Annotated in this window: 16 protein-coding genes and 2 pseudogenes; 10 read left to right on the top strand and 8 right to left on the bottom strand. The window is 69.9% G+C overall.

The features are described from left to right. The first annotated feature begins 131 nt into the window (after window positions 1–131). Window positions 132–1,262 (top strand): DUF2786 domain-containing protein, encoded by a 1,131-nt coding sequence (locus ACWGJB_RS42070; protein WP_453385297.1) that lies wholly within the window; start codon window positions 132–134, stop codon window positions 1,260–1,262. A gap of 160 nt (window positions 1,263–1,422) precedes the next feature. Here ACWGJB_RS42070 and ACWGJB_RS42065 read toward each other — a convergent pair whose 3' ends face one another. The 4 genes from ACWGJB_RS42065 to rpmB form a co-directional block, all read right to left on the bottom strand. Beyond that, window positions 1,423–1,938, bottom strand: a complete 516-nt coding sequence (locus ACWGJB_RS42065; RefSeq protein WP_453385296.1) for a DUF4232 domain-containing protein — start codon at window positions 1,936–1,938, stop codon at window positions 1,423–1,425. A gap of 172 nt (window positions 1,939–2,110) precedes the next feature. Next, window positions 2,111–2,641: a hypothetical protein gene (locus ACWGJB_RS42060; protein WP_453385295.1), complete on the bottom strand. Its 531-nt coding sequence runs from the start codon at window positions 2,639–2,641 to the stop codon at window positions 2,111–2,113. Window positions 2,642–2,843: 202 nt separating this feature from the next. After that, window positions 2,844–3,149 carry a 30S ribosomal protein S14 gene (gene rpsN / locus ACWGJB_RS42055; protein WP_453385294.1) on the bottom strand — a complete coding sequence of 102 codons (306 nt, stop codon included), beginning with the start codon at window positions 3,147–3,149 and terminating at the stop codon, window positions 2,844–2,846. A gap of 18 nt (window positions 3,150–3,167) precedes the next feature. Continuing rightward, on the bottom strand, window positions 3,168–3,353 hold the full coding sequence (gene rpmB / locus ACWGJB_RS42050; RefSeq protein WP_453385327.1) for a 50S ribosomal protein L28: 186 nt from the start codon (window positions 3,351–3,353) through the stop codon (window positions 3,168–3,170). A 127-nt stretch (window positions 3,354–3,480) separates the two neighbouring features. On the opposite strand from rpmB, the pseudogene ACWGJB_RS42045 reads away from it, so the two are divergent. The 4 genes and pseudogenes from ACWGJB_RS42045 to ACWGJB_RS42030 form a co-directional block, all read left to right on the top strand. Continuing rightward, window positions 3,481–3,660 (top strand): annotated as a pseudogene (locus ACWGJB_RS42045) (cobalamin biosynthesis protein CobW); the annotation flags it as partial. 7 nt (window positions 3,661–3,667) lie between these two features. After that, a pseudogene (gene rpsR, locus ACWGJB_RS42040) lies at window positions 3,668–3,903 on the top strand (30S ribosomal protein S18). Window positions 3,904–4,093: 190 nt separating this feature from the next. Next, window positions 4,094–4,543, top strand: a complete 450-nt coding sequence (locus tag ACWGJB_RS42035) for an SRPBCC domain-containing protein (RefSeq protein ID WP_453385293.1) — start codon at window positions 4,094–4,096, stop codon at window positions 4,541–4,543. Between the two features lie 53 nt (window positions 4,544–4,596). Next, complete coding sequence (locus tag ACWGJB_RS42030; RefSeq protein WP_351712088.1) at window positions 4,597–4,866, top strand: DUF397 domain-containing protein; 270 nt, start codon at window positions 4,597–4,599, stop codon at window positions 4,864–4,866. A 91-nt stretch (window positions 4,867–4,957) separates the two neighbouring features. Here the strand turns inward: ACWGJB_RS42030 and ACWGJB_RS42025 are convergent, their stop codons facing one another. Beyond that, window positions 4,958–5,437: an ATP-binding protein gene (locus ACWGJB_RS42025; protein WP_453385292.1), complete on the bottom strand. Its 480-nt coding sequence runs from the start codon at window positions 5,435–5,437 to the stop codon at window positions 4,958–4,960. Window positions 5,438–5,791: 354 nt separating this feature from the next. Here ACWGJB_RS42025 and ACWGJB_RS42020 point away from each other — a divergent pair, with 354 nt between their 5' ends. The 3 genes from ACWGJB_RS42020 (at window position 5,792) to ACWGJB_RS42010 (ending at window position 8,873) form a co-directional block, all read left to right on the top strand. Further along, window positions 5,792–6,616: a helix-turn-helix domain-containing protein gene (locus ACWGJB_RS42020; RefSeq protein ID WP_453385326.1), complete on the top strand. Its 825-nt coding sequence runs from the start codon at window positions 5,792–5,794 to the stop codon at window positions 6,614–6,616. 154 nt (window positions 6,617–6,770) lie between these two features. Further along, window positions 6,771–8,231 (top strand): aldehyde dehydrogenase family protein, encoded by a 1,461-nt coding sequence (locus tag ACWGJB_RS42015; RefSeq protein ID WP_453385291.1) that lies wholly within the window; start codon window positions 6,771–6,773, stop codon window positions 8,229–8,231. Window positions 8,232–8,333: 102 nt separating this feature from the next. Next, on the top strand, window positions 8,334–8,873 hold the full coding sequence (locus ACWGJB_RS42010; RefSeq protein ID WP_453385290.1) for a DinB family protein: 540 nt from the start codon (window positions 8,334–8,336) through the stop codon (window positions 8,871–8,873). Between the two features lie 16 nt (window positions 8,874–8,889). On the opposite strand, the gene ACWGJB_RS42005 is transcribed toward ACWGJB_RS42010, so the two are convergent. Both ACWGJB_RS42005 and ACWGJB_RS42000 read right to left on the bottom strand, forming a co-directional pair. Then, on the bottom strand, window positions 8,890–10,299 hold the full coding sequence (locus ACWGJB_RS42005) for a glutamate decarboxylase (protein WP_453385289.1): 1,410 nt from the start codon (window positions 10,297–10,299) through the stop codon (window positions 8,890–8,892). A gap of 32 nt (window positions 10,300–10,331) precedes the next feature. Beyond that, window positions 10,332–11,618: an ion channel protein gene (locus ACWGJB_RS42000; RefSeq protein WP_453385288.1), complete on the bottom strand. Its 1,287-nt coding sequence runs from the start codon at window positions 11,616–11,618 to the stop codon at window positions 10,332–10,334. A 129-nt stretch (window positions 11,619–11,747) separates the two neighbouring features. Here ACWGJB_RS42000 and ACWGJB_RS41995 point away from each other — a divergent pair, with 129 nt between their 5' ends. Continuing rightward, the gene (locus ACWGJB_RS41995) at window positions 11,748–12,509 is read left to right on the top strand and encodes a MerR family transcriptional regulator (RefSeq protein WP_453385287.1); all 762 of its coding nucleotides are present in this window, start codon (window positions 11,748–11,750) and stop codon (window positions 12,507–12,509) included. 72 nt (window positions 12,510–12,581) lie between these two features. On the opposite strand, the gene ACWGJB_RS41990 is transcribed toward ACWGJB_RS41995, so the two are convergent. Next, window positions 12,582–12,965 (bottom strand): YbjQ family protein, encoded by a 384-nt coding sequence (locus tag ACWGJB_RS41990; protein ID WP_453385286.1) that lies wholly within the window; start codon window positions 12,963–12,965, stop codon window positions 12,582–12,584. Between the two features lie 138 nt (window positions 12,966–13,103). On the opposite strand from ACWGJB_RS41990, the gene ACWGJB_RS41985 reads away from it, so the two are divergent. Further along, on the top strand, window positions 13,104–14,126 hold the full coding sequence (locus ACWGJB_RS41985) for a DedA family protein (protein ID WP_453385285.1): 1,023 nt from the start codon (window positions 13,104–13,106) through the stop codon (window positions 14,124–14,126). Window positions 14,127–14,226 lie beyond the last annotated feature (100 nt).

The following is a 14,226-nucleotide window of genomic DNA, read 5'->3' as shown; positions in this document are numbered from 1 at the left end:
GGTTGACACTCCAAGGGTGTCAACCCTGGGTTGACATTCCGGCTCCATCGTGACGGCCGGGCACCGGGCAGTTGTCCACAGGGTGTGGACGGCCGCCGACCGCTGTCCGTCGCGCGTGGCACGATCGACGTGTGACCAGCAGTGAACCCAGCACCGTCGACCGAGCCTTCCAGGCCGCCCTGTACGACGGCACCGACTCCGGCCTCGACACGGGCGCGTCCCTCCTCGCGGCCGATTCCGGCGCGGACGCGGAACTCGCGCGCCGGGGCCGGGAGTTCGTCGCCGCGGCCTGGCGGCGCGGCTGGCAGCCCGCCGACGTCGTACGACTGGTGCGGCGCGAGCTGGACGACCCGCATGTCCGGCTCGTCGCCGGGCTGATCCGGGCGCAGGCGCCGGACGACCGGTCGCGCGGCCCCCGTTGGCAGGCACAGCTGGACGCGCTGCCGGACGGCCACGCGCGCGCGGGTGACCGTTTCTCGCACGCCACCGCCGTCCTGGAGCTGTACCGGCTGCTGCTGCGGCTGCCCTCCCTGGAGCCCCTCGACGAGTCCGGACCCCGCGCGCACGGGCACCGGCCGGAGTCCCGCATGCTCACCAGGATCCGCGCGCTGCTCGCCAAAGCCGAGGCGACCGGCTATCCCGAGGAGGCGGAGGCGCTCAGCGCCAAGGCGCAGGAGCTGATGGCCCGGCACAGCGTCGACGAGGCGCTGCTCGCCGCAGGGGCGCCCGCGCCGGATGTGCCCGGAGCCTGCCGGATCGGGGTCGAGCCGCCGTACGAGCAGGCCAAGGCGGTGCTGCTGGACGCGGTCGCCACGGCCAACCACTGCCGGGCGGTGTGGAACGAGCCGCTGGCGTTCTCCACGGTCGTCGGTTTCGAGGCGGACCTGGAGGCGGTCGAGCTGCTCTACACCTCGTTGCTGGTGCAGGCCACGCACGCGATGACGAAGGCGGAGGCGGCGCAGCGGGCGGGCGGCCGGAAGCGGACGAAGACCTTCCGTCAGTCCTTCCTGGCGGCGTACGCCCACCGGGTCGGCGACCGGCTGGCGGCCGCCGCGCGGGCGGCCGTCACCGGGTCCGAGGCGCCCCAGAACCTGCTCCCGGTCCTGGCCACCAGGGAGATGGCCGTGACCGACCGCATGGAGCGGATGTTTCCGGAGACCACCACGACCCGCCTGCGCGGGGTGACCGACGAGGCGGGCTGGACGGAGGGTACGAGAGCGGCGGACCGGGCCCAGGTCCACTCACGCTCCCCACTGCCCTAGGCCGACGCGCGGCCGGGACCGACGCGCGGCCCGGGCGGACGCGCGGCTCGGCCCAACGCGTTGACCCGGGCCGACGTGCAGTCCGGGCCGCCGTGCGGTCCCCGACGTGCGGCCCGGGCCGACGTACGACCCGGCCCGGCTCGGCCGGCTGCCCCGGAAATCAGTCCCCCGCCTGCTGGAACGCCCCCACCGTCGCGTTCGGCTTGTCCGCGGAACCCTTGCCCGCCACCGGCCCGTACTTCCACGGGAAGCTCTGCGTCGCGTCGCTTCCCGGCAGGGACACCGTCATCGACGTGGCCGCGAGGCCCGCCTTGTCGCCGTCCTTGGCGCGCACATAGCTGATCGAGAACGTCGCGGAGTCGCCCTTGGCGAGCTTGAGCTTGTCGGCCTTCGCGCCCGACAGGTTGGACACCGTCGCCGACGTGCCACCCGCCTTCAGCGTGACGCCGGGGAAGCCGTCCAGCGTGCAGGGTGCGCTCTGGTTCGTGATGCTCACCGGCACTTCGCCGGTGTCGCCCGCGGCCGGCGCGACGCTCGCGGAGCCGACCTGGACGGAGACCTTGCCCACCTCGCAGGCCGAACTGTTCTTGCTGCTGGTGCCGGCGTTGCCGTCGTCGCAGGCGGTCAGGGCGAGGGCGGCGGCGAGGGCCGTGACGGTGAGCGGAATGGCGCGCATGAGCAGATCCCCATCGAGGTCGTGGCGGTGTCCCAGCATCATCACGCCCCTGCCCGGGTCCCGCGCGCCCGCCCCTGCCCCTGACCGCTTCGCGGTGCGGTCCGGCCGATCGCCGCGGAGTGGTGAAAATACGCCTCAGCCACTGAATGCGCGCCGATTGCCCCTATTTCTCCTACTGTCCGAGGCTTGCCGTCGGCAGCCCCGACGGCAACTTGCCGCCCTCCGCCTTGGTGTAGGTCTCCTCGCCGGTTTTTCCGGACCAGGTGACCTTCAAGCCGCTCTTGCTGACGGAGTCGACCATTCCGGTGACCCGGTCCTTGCTGCCGCCCGTGCAGGTGAGGTGGATCATCTGCATCCCGGCCTCCTCGCCGGCGGTTCCGCTGCAGACGGACCCGCCGGTCTCGAAGAGCCCGGCGCTCTTGCCGGTGACCACAAGGGCGACGATCTTGCCACCGCTCGTGGTGATCCAGCTGCCCTGCAGCGCGTCGGACGAGGCCGTGGTGCCGTCTGATCCTGACGTGGCGGTCGCGGCCGCGGACGACGTGCCGGGCGAGGTGGCCGAGGAGTCACCGCCGGAACTGCCGGAGCCGCCGCTGCTGCACGCGGCCAGCGCGAGCGCGCCCACCAGCCCCGCCGCGGCGGCGGCCACGATCCGCACGGCGGGTCGCGCGCCCGGCCGCCCGGCCGACGCGCCACGCGCCACGGCCGAAGTCGTCCCCGTGTGTGCCGAAGTCGCAGCCGCAGCCGTCCCTGCGTGCGCCGAAGCCGAGGCCGAAGTCGCAGCCCCAGCCGTCTCCGTGTGCGTCGTAGCCGTACTCGCCTTAGCCATGGTCACCGCAACGCTCCCAAGCTCTAGGGGGGTCGGCCGCCCGGCCGCCCGAACGACAGCGGCAAGCTACCAGGAGTCAACAGGAGGACTTGCGGACGCCAGGTAGGTATCCGCTGTGAGCCTGCCCCCGCAGATTCACGCGGGACGGACCGAATGCGCGGAAGTAGCCGCGTGGGCGGCCGTCCACCTGATCGCGGTTGCGTACGCGCGTGGCGCTCGCGGCACGCGGCTGCCTGCGCAGCTCACGCTGGGCGGCGAGCCGCTCGGCCTCCGTACCGGCCGACCGCCGGACGATCTCCTTCAGTTCGGCCCGGCGGGCCGCGTGGCGGGCGACGGTCTCCTGCCGCCGCTCGTTCTTCGCGATCTTGCTCTTCTTCGCCATATCGGTGCCTCGCCCCCGTCAGACCTTCACGCCCCGCGCGCGGATGCGCGCCACGGCCGCCGTCACGCCGATCGTGTCGACCGTCTTCACGGCGCGGGCGCTCAGCCGGAGCCGAACATGCCGGTTCTCGCCCGGCAGCCAGTAGCGCCTGGTCTGGATGTTGGGGTCGAAGCGGCGTGAGGTCCGCCGGTGGGAGTGCGAGATGCGGTTGCCGAAACCGGGCCGGGCGCCGGGTCGATCTCCCGGCGGGCTCGGCGGGGCCCGCGTCCGAGTCCCCGCTGGTCCGGGCCGCCCTCGCCGGTTTCGACGTGGAGGCGGCCGCCGCCGCGCGGACTGGCACCCGGAGCACGGCGACTGCCGCCGGCACCTGGTCTTCACGTCGCCGGGTCTGGACCGCGACGGGCTCGAACGGCTGCCGGAGTCCTGCCTGTTGACCGATGCCGAGTACGCCGGCGGGCTCGCCGCCTGGAAACGGCTGCCGCCCGCCTTCGACGCCCTCCTGGAGGTCTGACCCCGACATGCCCCGCACGACCGACCGCAAGCCGGTGAAGAACCGGCCGAACCCGCTGGACCAGGCGGGCGTGACCTGCATCGACTACAAGGGCACCGACCTGCTGCGGAAGTTCGTCTCCGACCGGGCAAGATCCGCAGCCGCCGCGTCACCCGGGTCTCCGCCCAGCAGCAGCGACTGCTGGCCGGGGCGATCAAGAACGCGCGCGAGACGGCGCTGCTGCCGTACGTAGCCACCCGCTAGGACGCCCCGTACGACCGCAGTCACTCTCCTTGTCGCCGACCGGGGGCGGGCTCTGCGCTGCTACCGGGACGTCCTCGGCTACGAGGCCACCGCCGATCCGGCCGGGTCCGCATGGACCAGTTCCTTCCGTATCCGTCTATCCGCCGGCGAAGGTCCGGAGTGCCTTCAAAGAGCCCCATCTGCTCGTGCAGTGGCAGATGCAGGGGCCGAGAACTTCCGTCTCGAGGTCGGTCACCGGTACCGGACGACCTCGGTCCCGCGCCCCAGCACCCGCTTCTCCGGCGTCGTCGACGTGCGGTTTCTCGCCTGCGACCCGGAACGGACGCTGTCCGTCCGGTGGTTCGATCCCGATCCGGCCGGTCTCGCTCACTGGACCATCACATGGACGCTGGAACACGAGGGCCGCGGTACGCGTCTCTTCCTAGTACATGAGTGGTTCGATCTCGACGACCCGGCGCGGATGATGGCGTGCACGATCACGGACGGGGGCCGGCGGTCGCATGTCTGGGCAGCTCCGGGGCAGACGCTGGAACAGCTGAGGAAAGCGGTCGTCAAAGCTGTATCCGCAGGAACACCCCCCGTGCACGTGCATCTGCTCATGCAGCTGCACGTGAACAGGGTTATGATCCGGGTCAGTTGACCACTGCATCAATGGCCACATCAGCCAGTTAGTGCACCACCGGGGAGCGACCTGTGGACCTCGACGTTGACGGCGTGTACGGGGGGTTTGACGTGTACAACGGCATGGCTGCGACGCAGCTGGACGGAGTGGCCTGGCAGAAGAGCAGGCACAGCAACTCGCAGGGTTCCTGCGTCGAGTTCGCGCGGTTGCCGGGCGGCGACGTGGCCGTCCGCAACTCGCGCTTCCCGGACGGGCCGGCGCTCGTCTACACGCGCGCGGAGATCGAGGCGATGCTCCTCGGTGTCAAGGACGGGGAGTTCGATCACCTGATAGTGAGCTGAGGCCGGGCGTATTCAGGAGGAACCCGGCGCATTCGCAGCAGGATGCACGGTAACGCGCGTAGAAACCCGGCGTCCGAAGACGCCAGGTTTCCTATTCGGCGGACTGGAGCCGGAACAGCGCCCATACCACCTTGCCGCTGAGGGTGCCCGCCAGCGGGTGCCAGCCCCAGCTGTCGCTGAAGGAGTCGACCAGGAACAGCCCGCGGCCCGACTCCGCCGAGAAGTCGTCGGAGTCCCTGGGTGCGGGGGTGTCGTGGCTGGGGTCGCGCACCGCGCACACCAGCCGCTCGGTCCACCGCATCAGGTGCAGCCGTACGGCCGGGGCCTGCGGTGCGGCGGAGTGCTCGGACTCACCGGGCACCGCGTGCCGCAGGGCGTTGGTGACGAGCTCCGAGACGACGAGACAGATGTCGTCGAATCGCTCCCCGACGTCCCACTGGTCGAGCGTTCTCCGGGTGAACAGCCGGGCCTCGCGCACCGCTTCGTAGCGGGCCGGCAGGGCGCAGGAGGCGGCGTTGGACACGGCCGCGGGATCAAGCGGCGGAAGGCCCTGCCGTAATGGCTTGAGCATGGTCGATCCATTCGTCCCCATGCGAGGCACTCCCGGGAATTCGCGGTCGTTGCGATGCAGCGGTGGCGCGGGACCATGGTTTCGGATGCGCACAGCAGATGCAAGGGCAGATGCACGTGCACGCGACCGAATTGGACCCTCCCGTACCGCTTGTTGGCCATTTTTTCCGCCAACTTGCAGCCGTTGGCTCACTATCTGCTTGCAACTTCCTGTGCTTAAACTTTGGCCGCTTTCCGTTTCCGTAACCGGACGAGTACTGCTCGAAGTGTTTTAGTGGCAGACTGCGGGCCCTGAAGACGGTTGGGGAGGCTGGCGAACGTGAGCGCGGGAGAGCCCGGATCGGTGGTGCGGCGAATGCTGCTCGGCTCGCAACTCAGGCGGCTGCGTGAGGCCCGGGGCATCACCCGCGAGGCCGCGGGGTACTCGATCCGTGCCTCCGAATCCAAGATCAGCCGTATGGAGCTCGGCCGGGTCAGCTTCAAGACGAGGGACGTGGAAGACCTGCTCACGTTGTACGGCATCACCGACGAGGTCGAGCGTGAACAGCTCGTCTCCCTCGCCCGGGAGGCCAACGTGGCGGGGTGGTGGCACAGTTACTCGGACGTCCTGCCGAGCTGGTTCCCCACCTATGTCGGCCTGGAGGGCGCGGCACATCTGATCCGCGCGTACGAGGTGCAGTTCGTGCACGGCCTCCTGCAGACCGAGGAGTACGCGCGCGCCGTGGTGCGGCGCGGCATGAAGGGGGCCAGCGAGGAGGATGTCGAGCGCCGGGTCACCCTGCGCATGGAGCGGCAGAAGTACCTGGTGGCCGAAAACGCCCCCGACTTCCACATCGTCCTCGACGAGGCGGCCCTGCGTCGGCCCTACGGCAGCCGCGAGGTGATGCGCGGTCAGCTCCAGCATCTCGTCGAGATCTCCGCGCGGCCCAACGTTCGGCTCCAGATCATGCCGTTCAGCTTCGGCGGCCACTCCGGCGAGGGCGGCTCCTTCACGATCCTGAGCTTCCCGGAGTCCGACCTGTCCGACGTGGTCTACCTGGAGCAGCTCACCAGCGCCCTCTACCTCGACAAGCGTGAGGACGTCGCCCAGTACGAGCAGGCGCTGAAGGAGCTCCAGCAGGACAGCCCCGGACCGGACGAGAGCCGGGACCTGCTGCGCGGGCTGTTGCAGCTGTCCTAGATATATCGATGCACCTGGGGATTTCCCTAGATCATCGAACTGATGCCCCAACTCCCTTGTACCGCCAGTACCATGACGCGTGATCAGACCGTGATGTGGATGTGGATCGGGTGTCTGCATCGACTGCCGACGCAGCAGGGGATCGAGGGATCACATGTCGTCCTACTTCACCGACCTGGCCCAGCAGTACATCGACGGTGAGTGGCGCCCGGGGACCGGTTCCTGGGACATCATCGACTTCAACCCGTACGACGGCGAGAAGCTGGCTTCGATCACCATAGCCGCGGTCGAGGAGATAGATCAGGCCTACCAGGCCGCCGCGCGCGCCCAGAAGCAGTGGGCCGCCACCAATCCCTACGCCCGGCGAGCCGTCTTCGAGAAGGCCCTGCGCCTCATCGAGGAGCGCGAGGCCGAGATCACCGAGGCGATCATCGCCGAACTCGGCGGCACGCACCTGAAGGCCGGCTTCGAACTGCATCTCGCCAAGGAGTTCCTGCGCGAGTCGATCCAGTGGTCGCTGCGCCCCGAGGGCAGGATCCTGCCCTCCCCGGTGGACGGCAAGGAGAACCGCGTCTACCGCGTGCCGGTCGGTGTCGTGGGCGTGATCAGCCCCTTCAACTTCCCCTTCCTGCTGTCGATCAAGTCGGTCGCGCCGGCGCTCGCGCTCGGCAACGCCGTGGTCCTCAAGCCGCACCAGAACACCCCGATCGTCGGCGGCACCCTGGTGGCGAAGCTCTTCGAGGACGCGGGCCTGCCGGGCGGCCTGCTCAACGTCGTCGTCACCGACATCGCGGAGATCGGCGACGCCTTCATCGAGCACCCCATCCCGAAGGTCATCTCCTTCACCGGCTCCGACAAGGTCGGCCGGCACGTGGCCACCGTCTGCGCCTCGCTCTTCAAGCGCTCGGTGCTCGAACTGGGCGGCAACAGCGCGGTCGTGGTCCTCGACGACGCCGACATCGACTACGCGGTCGACGCGGCGGTCTTCAGCCGCTACGTCCACCAGGGCCAGGTCTGCATGGCCGCCAACCGCGTGCTCGTGGACCGGTCGATCGCCGACGAGTTCACCGAGAAGTTCGTCGCCAAGGTGAAGACCCTCAGGGCCGGTGACCCGCAGGACCCCCGGACCGTCATCGGCCCGCTGATCAACTCCCAGCAGGCGGAGTCGATCTCGGCCACGGTCGAGCAGGCCATCGCCGAGGGCGCCACGGCCCTGGTGCACGGCACGACCACCGACAACCTGGTCGAGCCCTCGGTCCTCACCGACGTCCCGGCCGAGTCCGAACTGCTCCGCCAGGAGGTCTTCGGCCCGGTCGCCTTCCTCATCCCCTTCGACGGCGAGGAGGAGGCCGTACGCATCGTCAACGACACCCCGTACGGACTCAGCGGCGCCGTCCACACCGGTGACATCGAGCGGGGCGTCTCCTTCGCCAAGCAGATCGACACCGGCATGTTCCACGTCAACGACGGCACGGTCCACGACGAGCCGGTCGTCCCCTTCGGCGGCGAGAAGCACTCCGGCCTCGGCCGCCTGAACGGCGAGACCACGGTGGACTCCTTCACCACCCTCAAGTGGATCTCGGTCCAGCACGGCCGGAGCGGCTTCCCGTTCTGAGATCCGCCTGACCGCGGCGGGCCCTTTAGGACGAGAGCTGTCCTAAAGGGCCCGTAGCTTCGTCGTTGTCAGGGCAACACGACCCGAGGAAAGGCGACCGTCATGGTCACTCACGTTTCCGCCGAAACACAGGGCGACGAGCGCGGAGCACTGCTCTCCTTCATCGAGGAGCAGCGCGGCGGTATCCGCCGGGCACTGCTCGGTCTGACCGACGAGCAGGCGGCGAGCAGGCCGAGCGCGAGCGAGCTGACCCTGGCGGGCCTGCTCAAGCACGTCGCCGAGGTCGAGCAGAGCTGGATCGCCCGCGCCAAGCAGGAGCCGCCCGCGATCCGGCGCGACCAGTCGAACTGGCACGAGACCTTCCAGCTGGTCGGCGACGAGACGGTGGCCTCGCAGCTCGCCTACTGGGAGCAGGTCGCCGCCGAGACGGAGAAGTTCGTCCGCTCCGTCCCCAGCCTCGACGACACCTTCCCGCTCCCGCCGGACCCCTGGTTCCCGCCGGAGGGCCGGGTCTCCATGCGCTGGCTCTGCCTCCACCTGATCCGCGAACTCGCCCGGCACGCGGGCCACGCCGACATCGTCCGCGAGTCCCTGGACGGGAAGACGGCCTTCGAACTCGTGGCCCTGGAGCAGGCCTCATAGCGGCTCCTGGCCGCTCCTAGTGGTGGAAGCTGGTGGCCGCGCCCTTGTCCCTGATCAACGGATGCAACTGCCGGCGCAGTTCGGGCAGCAGCCGGGTCAGGTCCTCCAGGAACAGCTCGGCCAGGTCCTTGGAGAAGCCGTTGCGGCACACCACCCGCAGCACGGACAGGTCCTCCCGGTTCGCCGGGAAGGTGTACGCCGGCACCAGCCAGCCGCTCTCGCGCAGCCGCCGGGAGACGTCGAAGACGTCGTACGACGTCACGTGGTCGGCGGTGGTGAAGGCGAACACGGGCAGCTCGTCGCCGCGGGTGAGGAGCCGGAAGTCGCCGAGCGCCTCGATGCGCTGGGCGAGCCCGGTGGCCACGTCCCGGGAGGCCTGCTGCACCGCGCGGTAGCCGTCCCGGCCGAGGCGCAGGAACGTGTAGTACTGCGCGACCACCTGGGCGCCGGGGCGGGAGAAGTTGAGGGCGAAGGTGGGCATGTCACCGCCCAGGTAGTTGACCCGGAAGACCAGTTCCTCGGGCAGCGCCTGCTTGTCGCGCCACAGCGCCCAGCCGACGCCCGGATAGACCAGGCCGTACTTGTGCCCGGAGGTGTTGATCGACGCCACCCGCGGGAGACGGAAGTCCCACACCAGGTCCTCGTCGAGGAAGGGCGCGATCATCGCGCCGGACGCGCCGTCGACATGGACCGGGATGTCGAGGCCGGTGCGCTCCTGGAGGGCGTCAAGGGCGGCACAGAGGTCGGCGATCGGCTCGTACGACCCGTCGAAGGTGGAGCCGAGGATGCCGACCACCCCGATGGTGTTCTCGTCGCACAGATCGGCGGCGGCCTGCGGGTCCAGGTGGTAGCGGTCGCCGTCCATGGGCACGAACCGGGGCTCCACCTCCCAGAAGTTGCAGAACTTCTCCCAGCAGACCTGGACGTTGATGCCCATGATCAGGTTCGGCCGGGCGGCGCCCGGATAACGGTCGGCGTTGCGCTGCGCCCAGCGGCGCTTCATCGCCATCCCGGCCAGCATGCAGGCCTCGCTGGAGCCCGTCGTCGAACATCCGACGGTGCCGGCCGGATCCGGCGCGTTCCACAGGTCGGCGAGCATGGCCACACAGCGCTGCTCCAGCTCGGCGGTGCGCGGGTACTCGTCCTTGTCGATCATGTTCTTGTCGTCGCACTCCGCCATCAGGACACCGGCCTGCGGTTCCATCCAGGTGGTGACGAACGTGGCCAGATTCAGCCGGGCGTTGCCGTCCAGCATCAGCTCGTCGTGAACCAGCTGGTAGGCGGTCGAGGGCGGCAGCGGGCCGTCCGGCAGCCGGTGCGTGGGCGGGGCCTCGTCCATGCCGGCGACCGGGTTCGCCTCACCGAAGAACGGGTTGACGGACATGGAGCGCTCGCGGTGCTTCCCGGATCCTTTGTGGAGCGGCATGACAGGTGCCTCCTAGGGCAGTTTCACAAGGTTCAGCGCAGGGCCGTGCCGTCCGCCCGCAGTTGCATCTTCGGCCGTCCGGTCACCAGTAGCCAGGCGGGCAGCGACGCGATGCACAGCAGGGCGAGGATCGTCGTCGAGGCCACGAGTACGGCGGCCGTGAACAGGCTCACCCAGCCCTGTCTGGTGATCGCCAACAGCATGCCCAGCACGCCTGCCGCCACGCCCACCGAGGGCTGCACGGCGGGCACCAGGGCGTGGGCGCACAGCCCGAGGGCCGCGCCGATGAAAACCGACGGGAAGATCCGGCCACCGCGGAAACCGCAGGCGCCGGCCACCAGCAGCGCGGCCAGCTTGACGACCGTCATCACCGCGTACTGTCCCGCCGACCAGCCCGCCGGGTTCTTCGCCAGCTCCGCGACCTCGTCCAGCCCCTTGAAGAGCGTCAGATGGCCGCCCAGTGCGCCCAGCAGGCCGAGGACCACACCACCGGCCGGCAGGGCCACCATCGGGTGCCCGAGGCGCCGGAAGGCCCCGTGGACGTACGGAAGGGCGTAGACGGCGAGCATGCCGAGCAGCGCGGCCACGGGGGCGATCACCAGAGCCGTCAGCAGATCGGCCCAGCGCAGCCTGCCGACCGCGGGCAGCCCGAGGTCCAGGGCCGGACGGGCCACCAGGGCGGTCGTCATCGCACCCGCGCCCGCCGCCATCAGCGGCCCGAAGAGGTTGTCCCACAGCGCCCCCTTCAGCGGCTTCCCGGCCAGCGCCTCGGAGATCACCAGGGCCGCCGCCACCGGCGTACCGAACAGCGCGCCGAGGGTCGCCGCGTCGGCCAGTGCGGGCCACAGCGAGCCCGGCAGCCGGGGCATCGCGAGGCGCCCCAGCCACAGCGCCAGCCCCACGTTCACGGCGATGATCGGGTTCTCGGGACCGAGACTCGGGCCGCCGGCGAGCATCAGCACGGTCGCCAGCAGCAGCCCCGGCAGGACGACGGGCGGCAGCGCCACCGCCTCCAGGCCCAGGGTGGCCGGATCGGGGCCCGCGTGCCCGGGCACCTTCCACACCACCAGCCCGACGGCCACGCCGGTCGCGGTCAGCATCACCAGCATCCACAGCACCGAGTAGCGCCCGATGCCGAGCGCGTCCGGCAGGTTGTTCCAGAGCACGTGCTGCAACCGCTCCGCCAGTGAGCTCACCAGCAGGTACAGCAGGCTGCTGCCGACCCCGACGACCAGGGCGGGCACGATCAGGGGCAGCAGGGCACGCGCGGGGGCGGAGGGCGGGGTGGGGAGCGCCTGCCGCGCGGTGTCCTGGGCCACGGCCTCACCATAAGCGGGCAAAACCGACACAACATCCTGGAGGGAACGGACGCCGGGAGGCCCCGAACCCAGCGGACTTGCACCTCACGTGACGTGAGGACCCAAGGTGGAGCCCGGAAAGGAGCGGAAGTGAGCTACTCCGTAGGACAGGTCGCCCGATTCGCCGGCGTCACCGTGCGCACCCTGCACCACTACGACGAGATCGGTCTGCTGGTCCCGGGCGAGCGCAGCCCCGCCGGGCACCGGCGGTACGGCGACGCCGACCTCGACCGGCTGCAGCGGATCCTGTTCTACCGGGAGCTCGGCTTCCCGCTCGACGAGGTCGCGGCGCTGCTCGACGACCCGGACGCGGACCCGCGCGCGCAGCTGCGCCGCCAGCACGAACTGCTGACCGCCCGGATCGAGAAGCTGCGGAAGATGGCCGCGGCCGTGGAGCACGCCATGGAGGCACGCAGGATGGGCATCAACCTCACGCCCGAGGAACGCTTCGAGGTCTTCGGCGACAAGGACCCCGAGCAGTACGCCGAGGAGGCCGAGCAGCGCTGGGGCGGCACCGACGCCTACGCCGAGTCGCAGCGCCGGGCCGCCCGCTACACCAAGGCCGACTGGCAGCGCATGAAGGCCGAGGTCGACGACTGGGGCGAGCGTTACGCCGCCCTGGTGAACGAGGCCGAGCCGCCGACCGGCGCCCGGGCCATGGACATGGCCGAGGAACACCGGCGGCACATCTCGGCCTGGTTCTACGACTGCCCGTACGAGATGCACCGCTGCCTCGCCGGGATGTACGTGTCCGACGAGCGCTTCAAGGCGTTCTACGACTCGATGGCCCCGGGCCTGGCCGAACACCTGAAGGCGGCGATCGAGGCGAACGCGGCGCGGCACACGACGTGACCCGGCGTCCGGCCTGGCCTCGGTGAGTCAGGCCTCGGTGAGTCAGGCCTTGTCGGGCCGGCCCTCGTCGAGTCAGGCCTTGTCGGACTGGTCGAGCTTGTCGATGATGACGGCCGTGCCGTACGCGCACACCTCGGTGCCCGCGTCCGCCGCCTCGGTCACGTCGAACCGGAAGGCCAGCACGGCGTTGGCGCCACGCGCGCGTGCCTGTTCCACCAGCCGCTCCATGGCCTGGGTGCGGGTCTGGACGAGCGTTTTCGTCAGCCCCTTCAGCTCACCGCCGATCATCGACTTCAGACCCGCGCCGATCTGACTGCCCAGGTGCCGGGAGCGCACGGTCAGTCCGAAGACCTCGCCGATGACCTCCCGTACCCGGTACCCGGGAACGTCGTTCGTGGTGACCACCAGCACATCGGGACGGGGTCCCTGACCGCCGCCGTATTCTTCGATACCCATGTCCACAGCCATTCCCCAGGGCAGGCACAGTGCATCCAGGTTCCACCGGTGGAACCTGGGGTGGACACATTGCGTTGATAGTTTTGTGCGGCCGCACAAGGAACCCGCTGTGCCTTCACCCCACAGGAGCCCGGAACCGTGATGACGCTCGCCCTCGGCCCGAGCTGGCTGGATCCGAACAACCTTCTCGACTCGTTCGGCATCTGGGGCCTGCTCCTGGTGGTCTTCGCCGAGTCCGGCCTTCTGATCGGCTTCTTCCTGCCGGGTGACTCCCTCCTGTTCACCTGTGGCCTGCTGATCACCTCGAACCAGCTGGACTTCCCCCTGTGGGGCGCCATCGCCCTGATCTGCGTCGCCGCGATCCTCGGCGACCAGGCGGGCTACATGTTCGGCAAGAAGGTCGGCCCGTCGCTCTTCAACCGCCCGAACTCCCGCCTCTTCAAGCAGGAGAACGTCGCCAAGGCGCACGAGTTCTTCGAGAAGCACGGCCCGAAGTCCCTGATCCTGGCCCGCTTCGTGCCGGTGATCCGCACGTTCACGCCGATCATCGCCGGCGTCAGCGGCATGGCCTACCGCTCGTTCCTGGTGTTCAACGTCATCGGCGGTGTCCTCTGGGGCGCCGGTGTCACCCTGCTCGGCTCCTGGCTCGGCAAGATCGACGTCGTCAAGAACAACATCGAGGCGATCCTGATCCTGATCGTCCTGGTCTCGGTGGTCCCGATCGCCATCGAGTTCCTGCGGGCCCGCTCGAAGAGCAAGAAGGCGACGCCGGCGGAGCAGCCGCTCCAGCAGCACCCCGCCCCGCCGATGATGGACGACGCGACTGCCCAGCTCCGCAGGATCGAGCCGACGTACACCCCGCAGCAGCCTCCGCAGCAGCAGTACGGCCAGCCTCAGCCCCAGCAGCAGTACGGCCAGCCTCAGCCCCAGCAGCAGCAGTACGGCCAGCAGCAGCCTCAGCCGCAGTACGGCCAGCAGCAGCCTCAGCCGCAGTACGGCCAGCAGCAGCCCCAGCCGCAGTACGGCCAGCAGCCTCAGCCGCAGTACGGCCAGCAGCAGTACGGCCAGCAGCAGCCGTACTACGACCAGAACGGTTACGACCAGAACGGCTACGGCCAGCAGCAGCATCCGTACAGCGAGGACCACTACCGAGCGCCGTGAGCGGCAACGCCCTGGCATCGAGGGGCGCGGGGCGGTATCCGTGGTGCGGCTCCGCCGCAGGGCGCGACAAGCCACGATGCGCCCGCACCCGCCGACGCAC

The organism is Streptomyces sp. NPDC054813 (assembly GCF_053611365.1).
The sequence above is the reverse complement of the archived record's forward strand: the minus strand, read 5'-3'. Positions and strand labels throughout refer to the sequence as shown.

Coding starts and splice junctions, on each gene's coding strand:
- ACWGJB_RS42020 (WP_453385326.1), top strand. CDS start 5,792: ATGCTGCTCGGCTCGCAACTCAGGCGGCTGCGTGAGGCCCGGGGCATC.
- ACWGJB_RS41990 (WP_453385286.1), bottom strand. CDS start 12,965: ATGGGTATCGAAGAATACGGCGGCGGTCAGGGACCCCGTCCCGATGTG.
- ACWGJB_RS42015 (WP_453385291.1), top strand. CDS start 6,771: ATGTCGTCCTACTTCACCGACCTGGCCCAGCAGTACATCGACGGTGAG.
- ACWGJB_RS42005 (WP_453385289.1), bottom strand. CDS start 10,299: ATGCCGCTCCACAAAGGATCCGGGAAGCACCGCGAGCGCTCCATGTCC.
- ACWGJB_RS42065 (WP_453385296.1), bottom strand. CDS start 1,938: ATGCGCGCCATTCCGCTCACCGTCACGGCCCTCGCCGCCGCCCTCGCC.
- ACWGJB_RS42025 (WP_453385292.1), bottom strand. CDS start 5,437: ATGCTCAAGCCATTACGGCAGGGCCTTCCGCCGCTTGATCCCGCGGCC.
- rpsN (WP_453385294.1), bottom strand. CDS start 3,149: ATGGCGAAGAAGAGCAAGATCGCGAAGAACGAGCGGCGGCAGGAGACC.
- ACWGJB_RS42010 (WP_453385290.1), top strand. CDS start 8,334: ATGGTCACTCACGTTTCCGCCGAAACACAGGGCGACGAGCGCGGAGCA.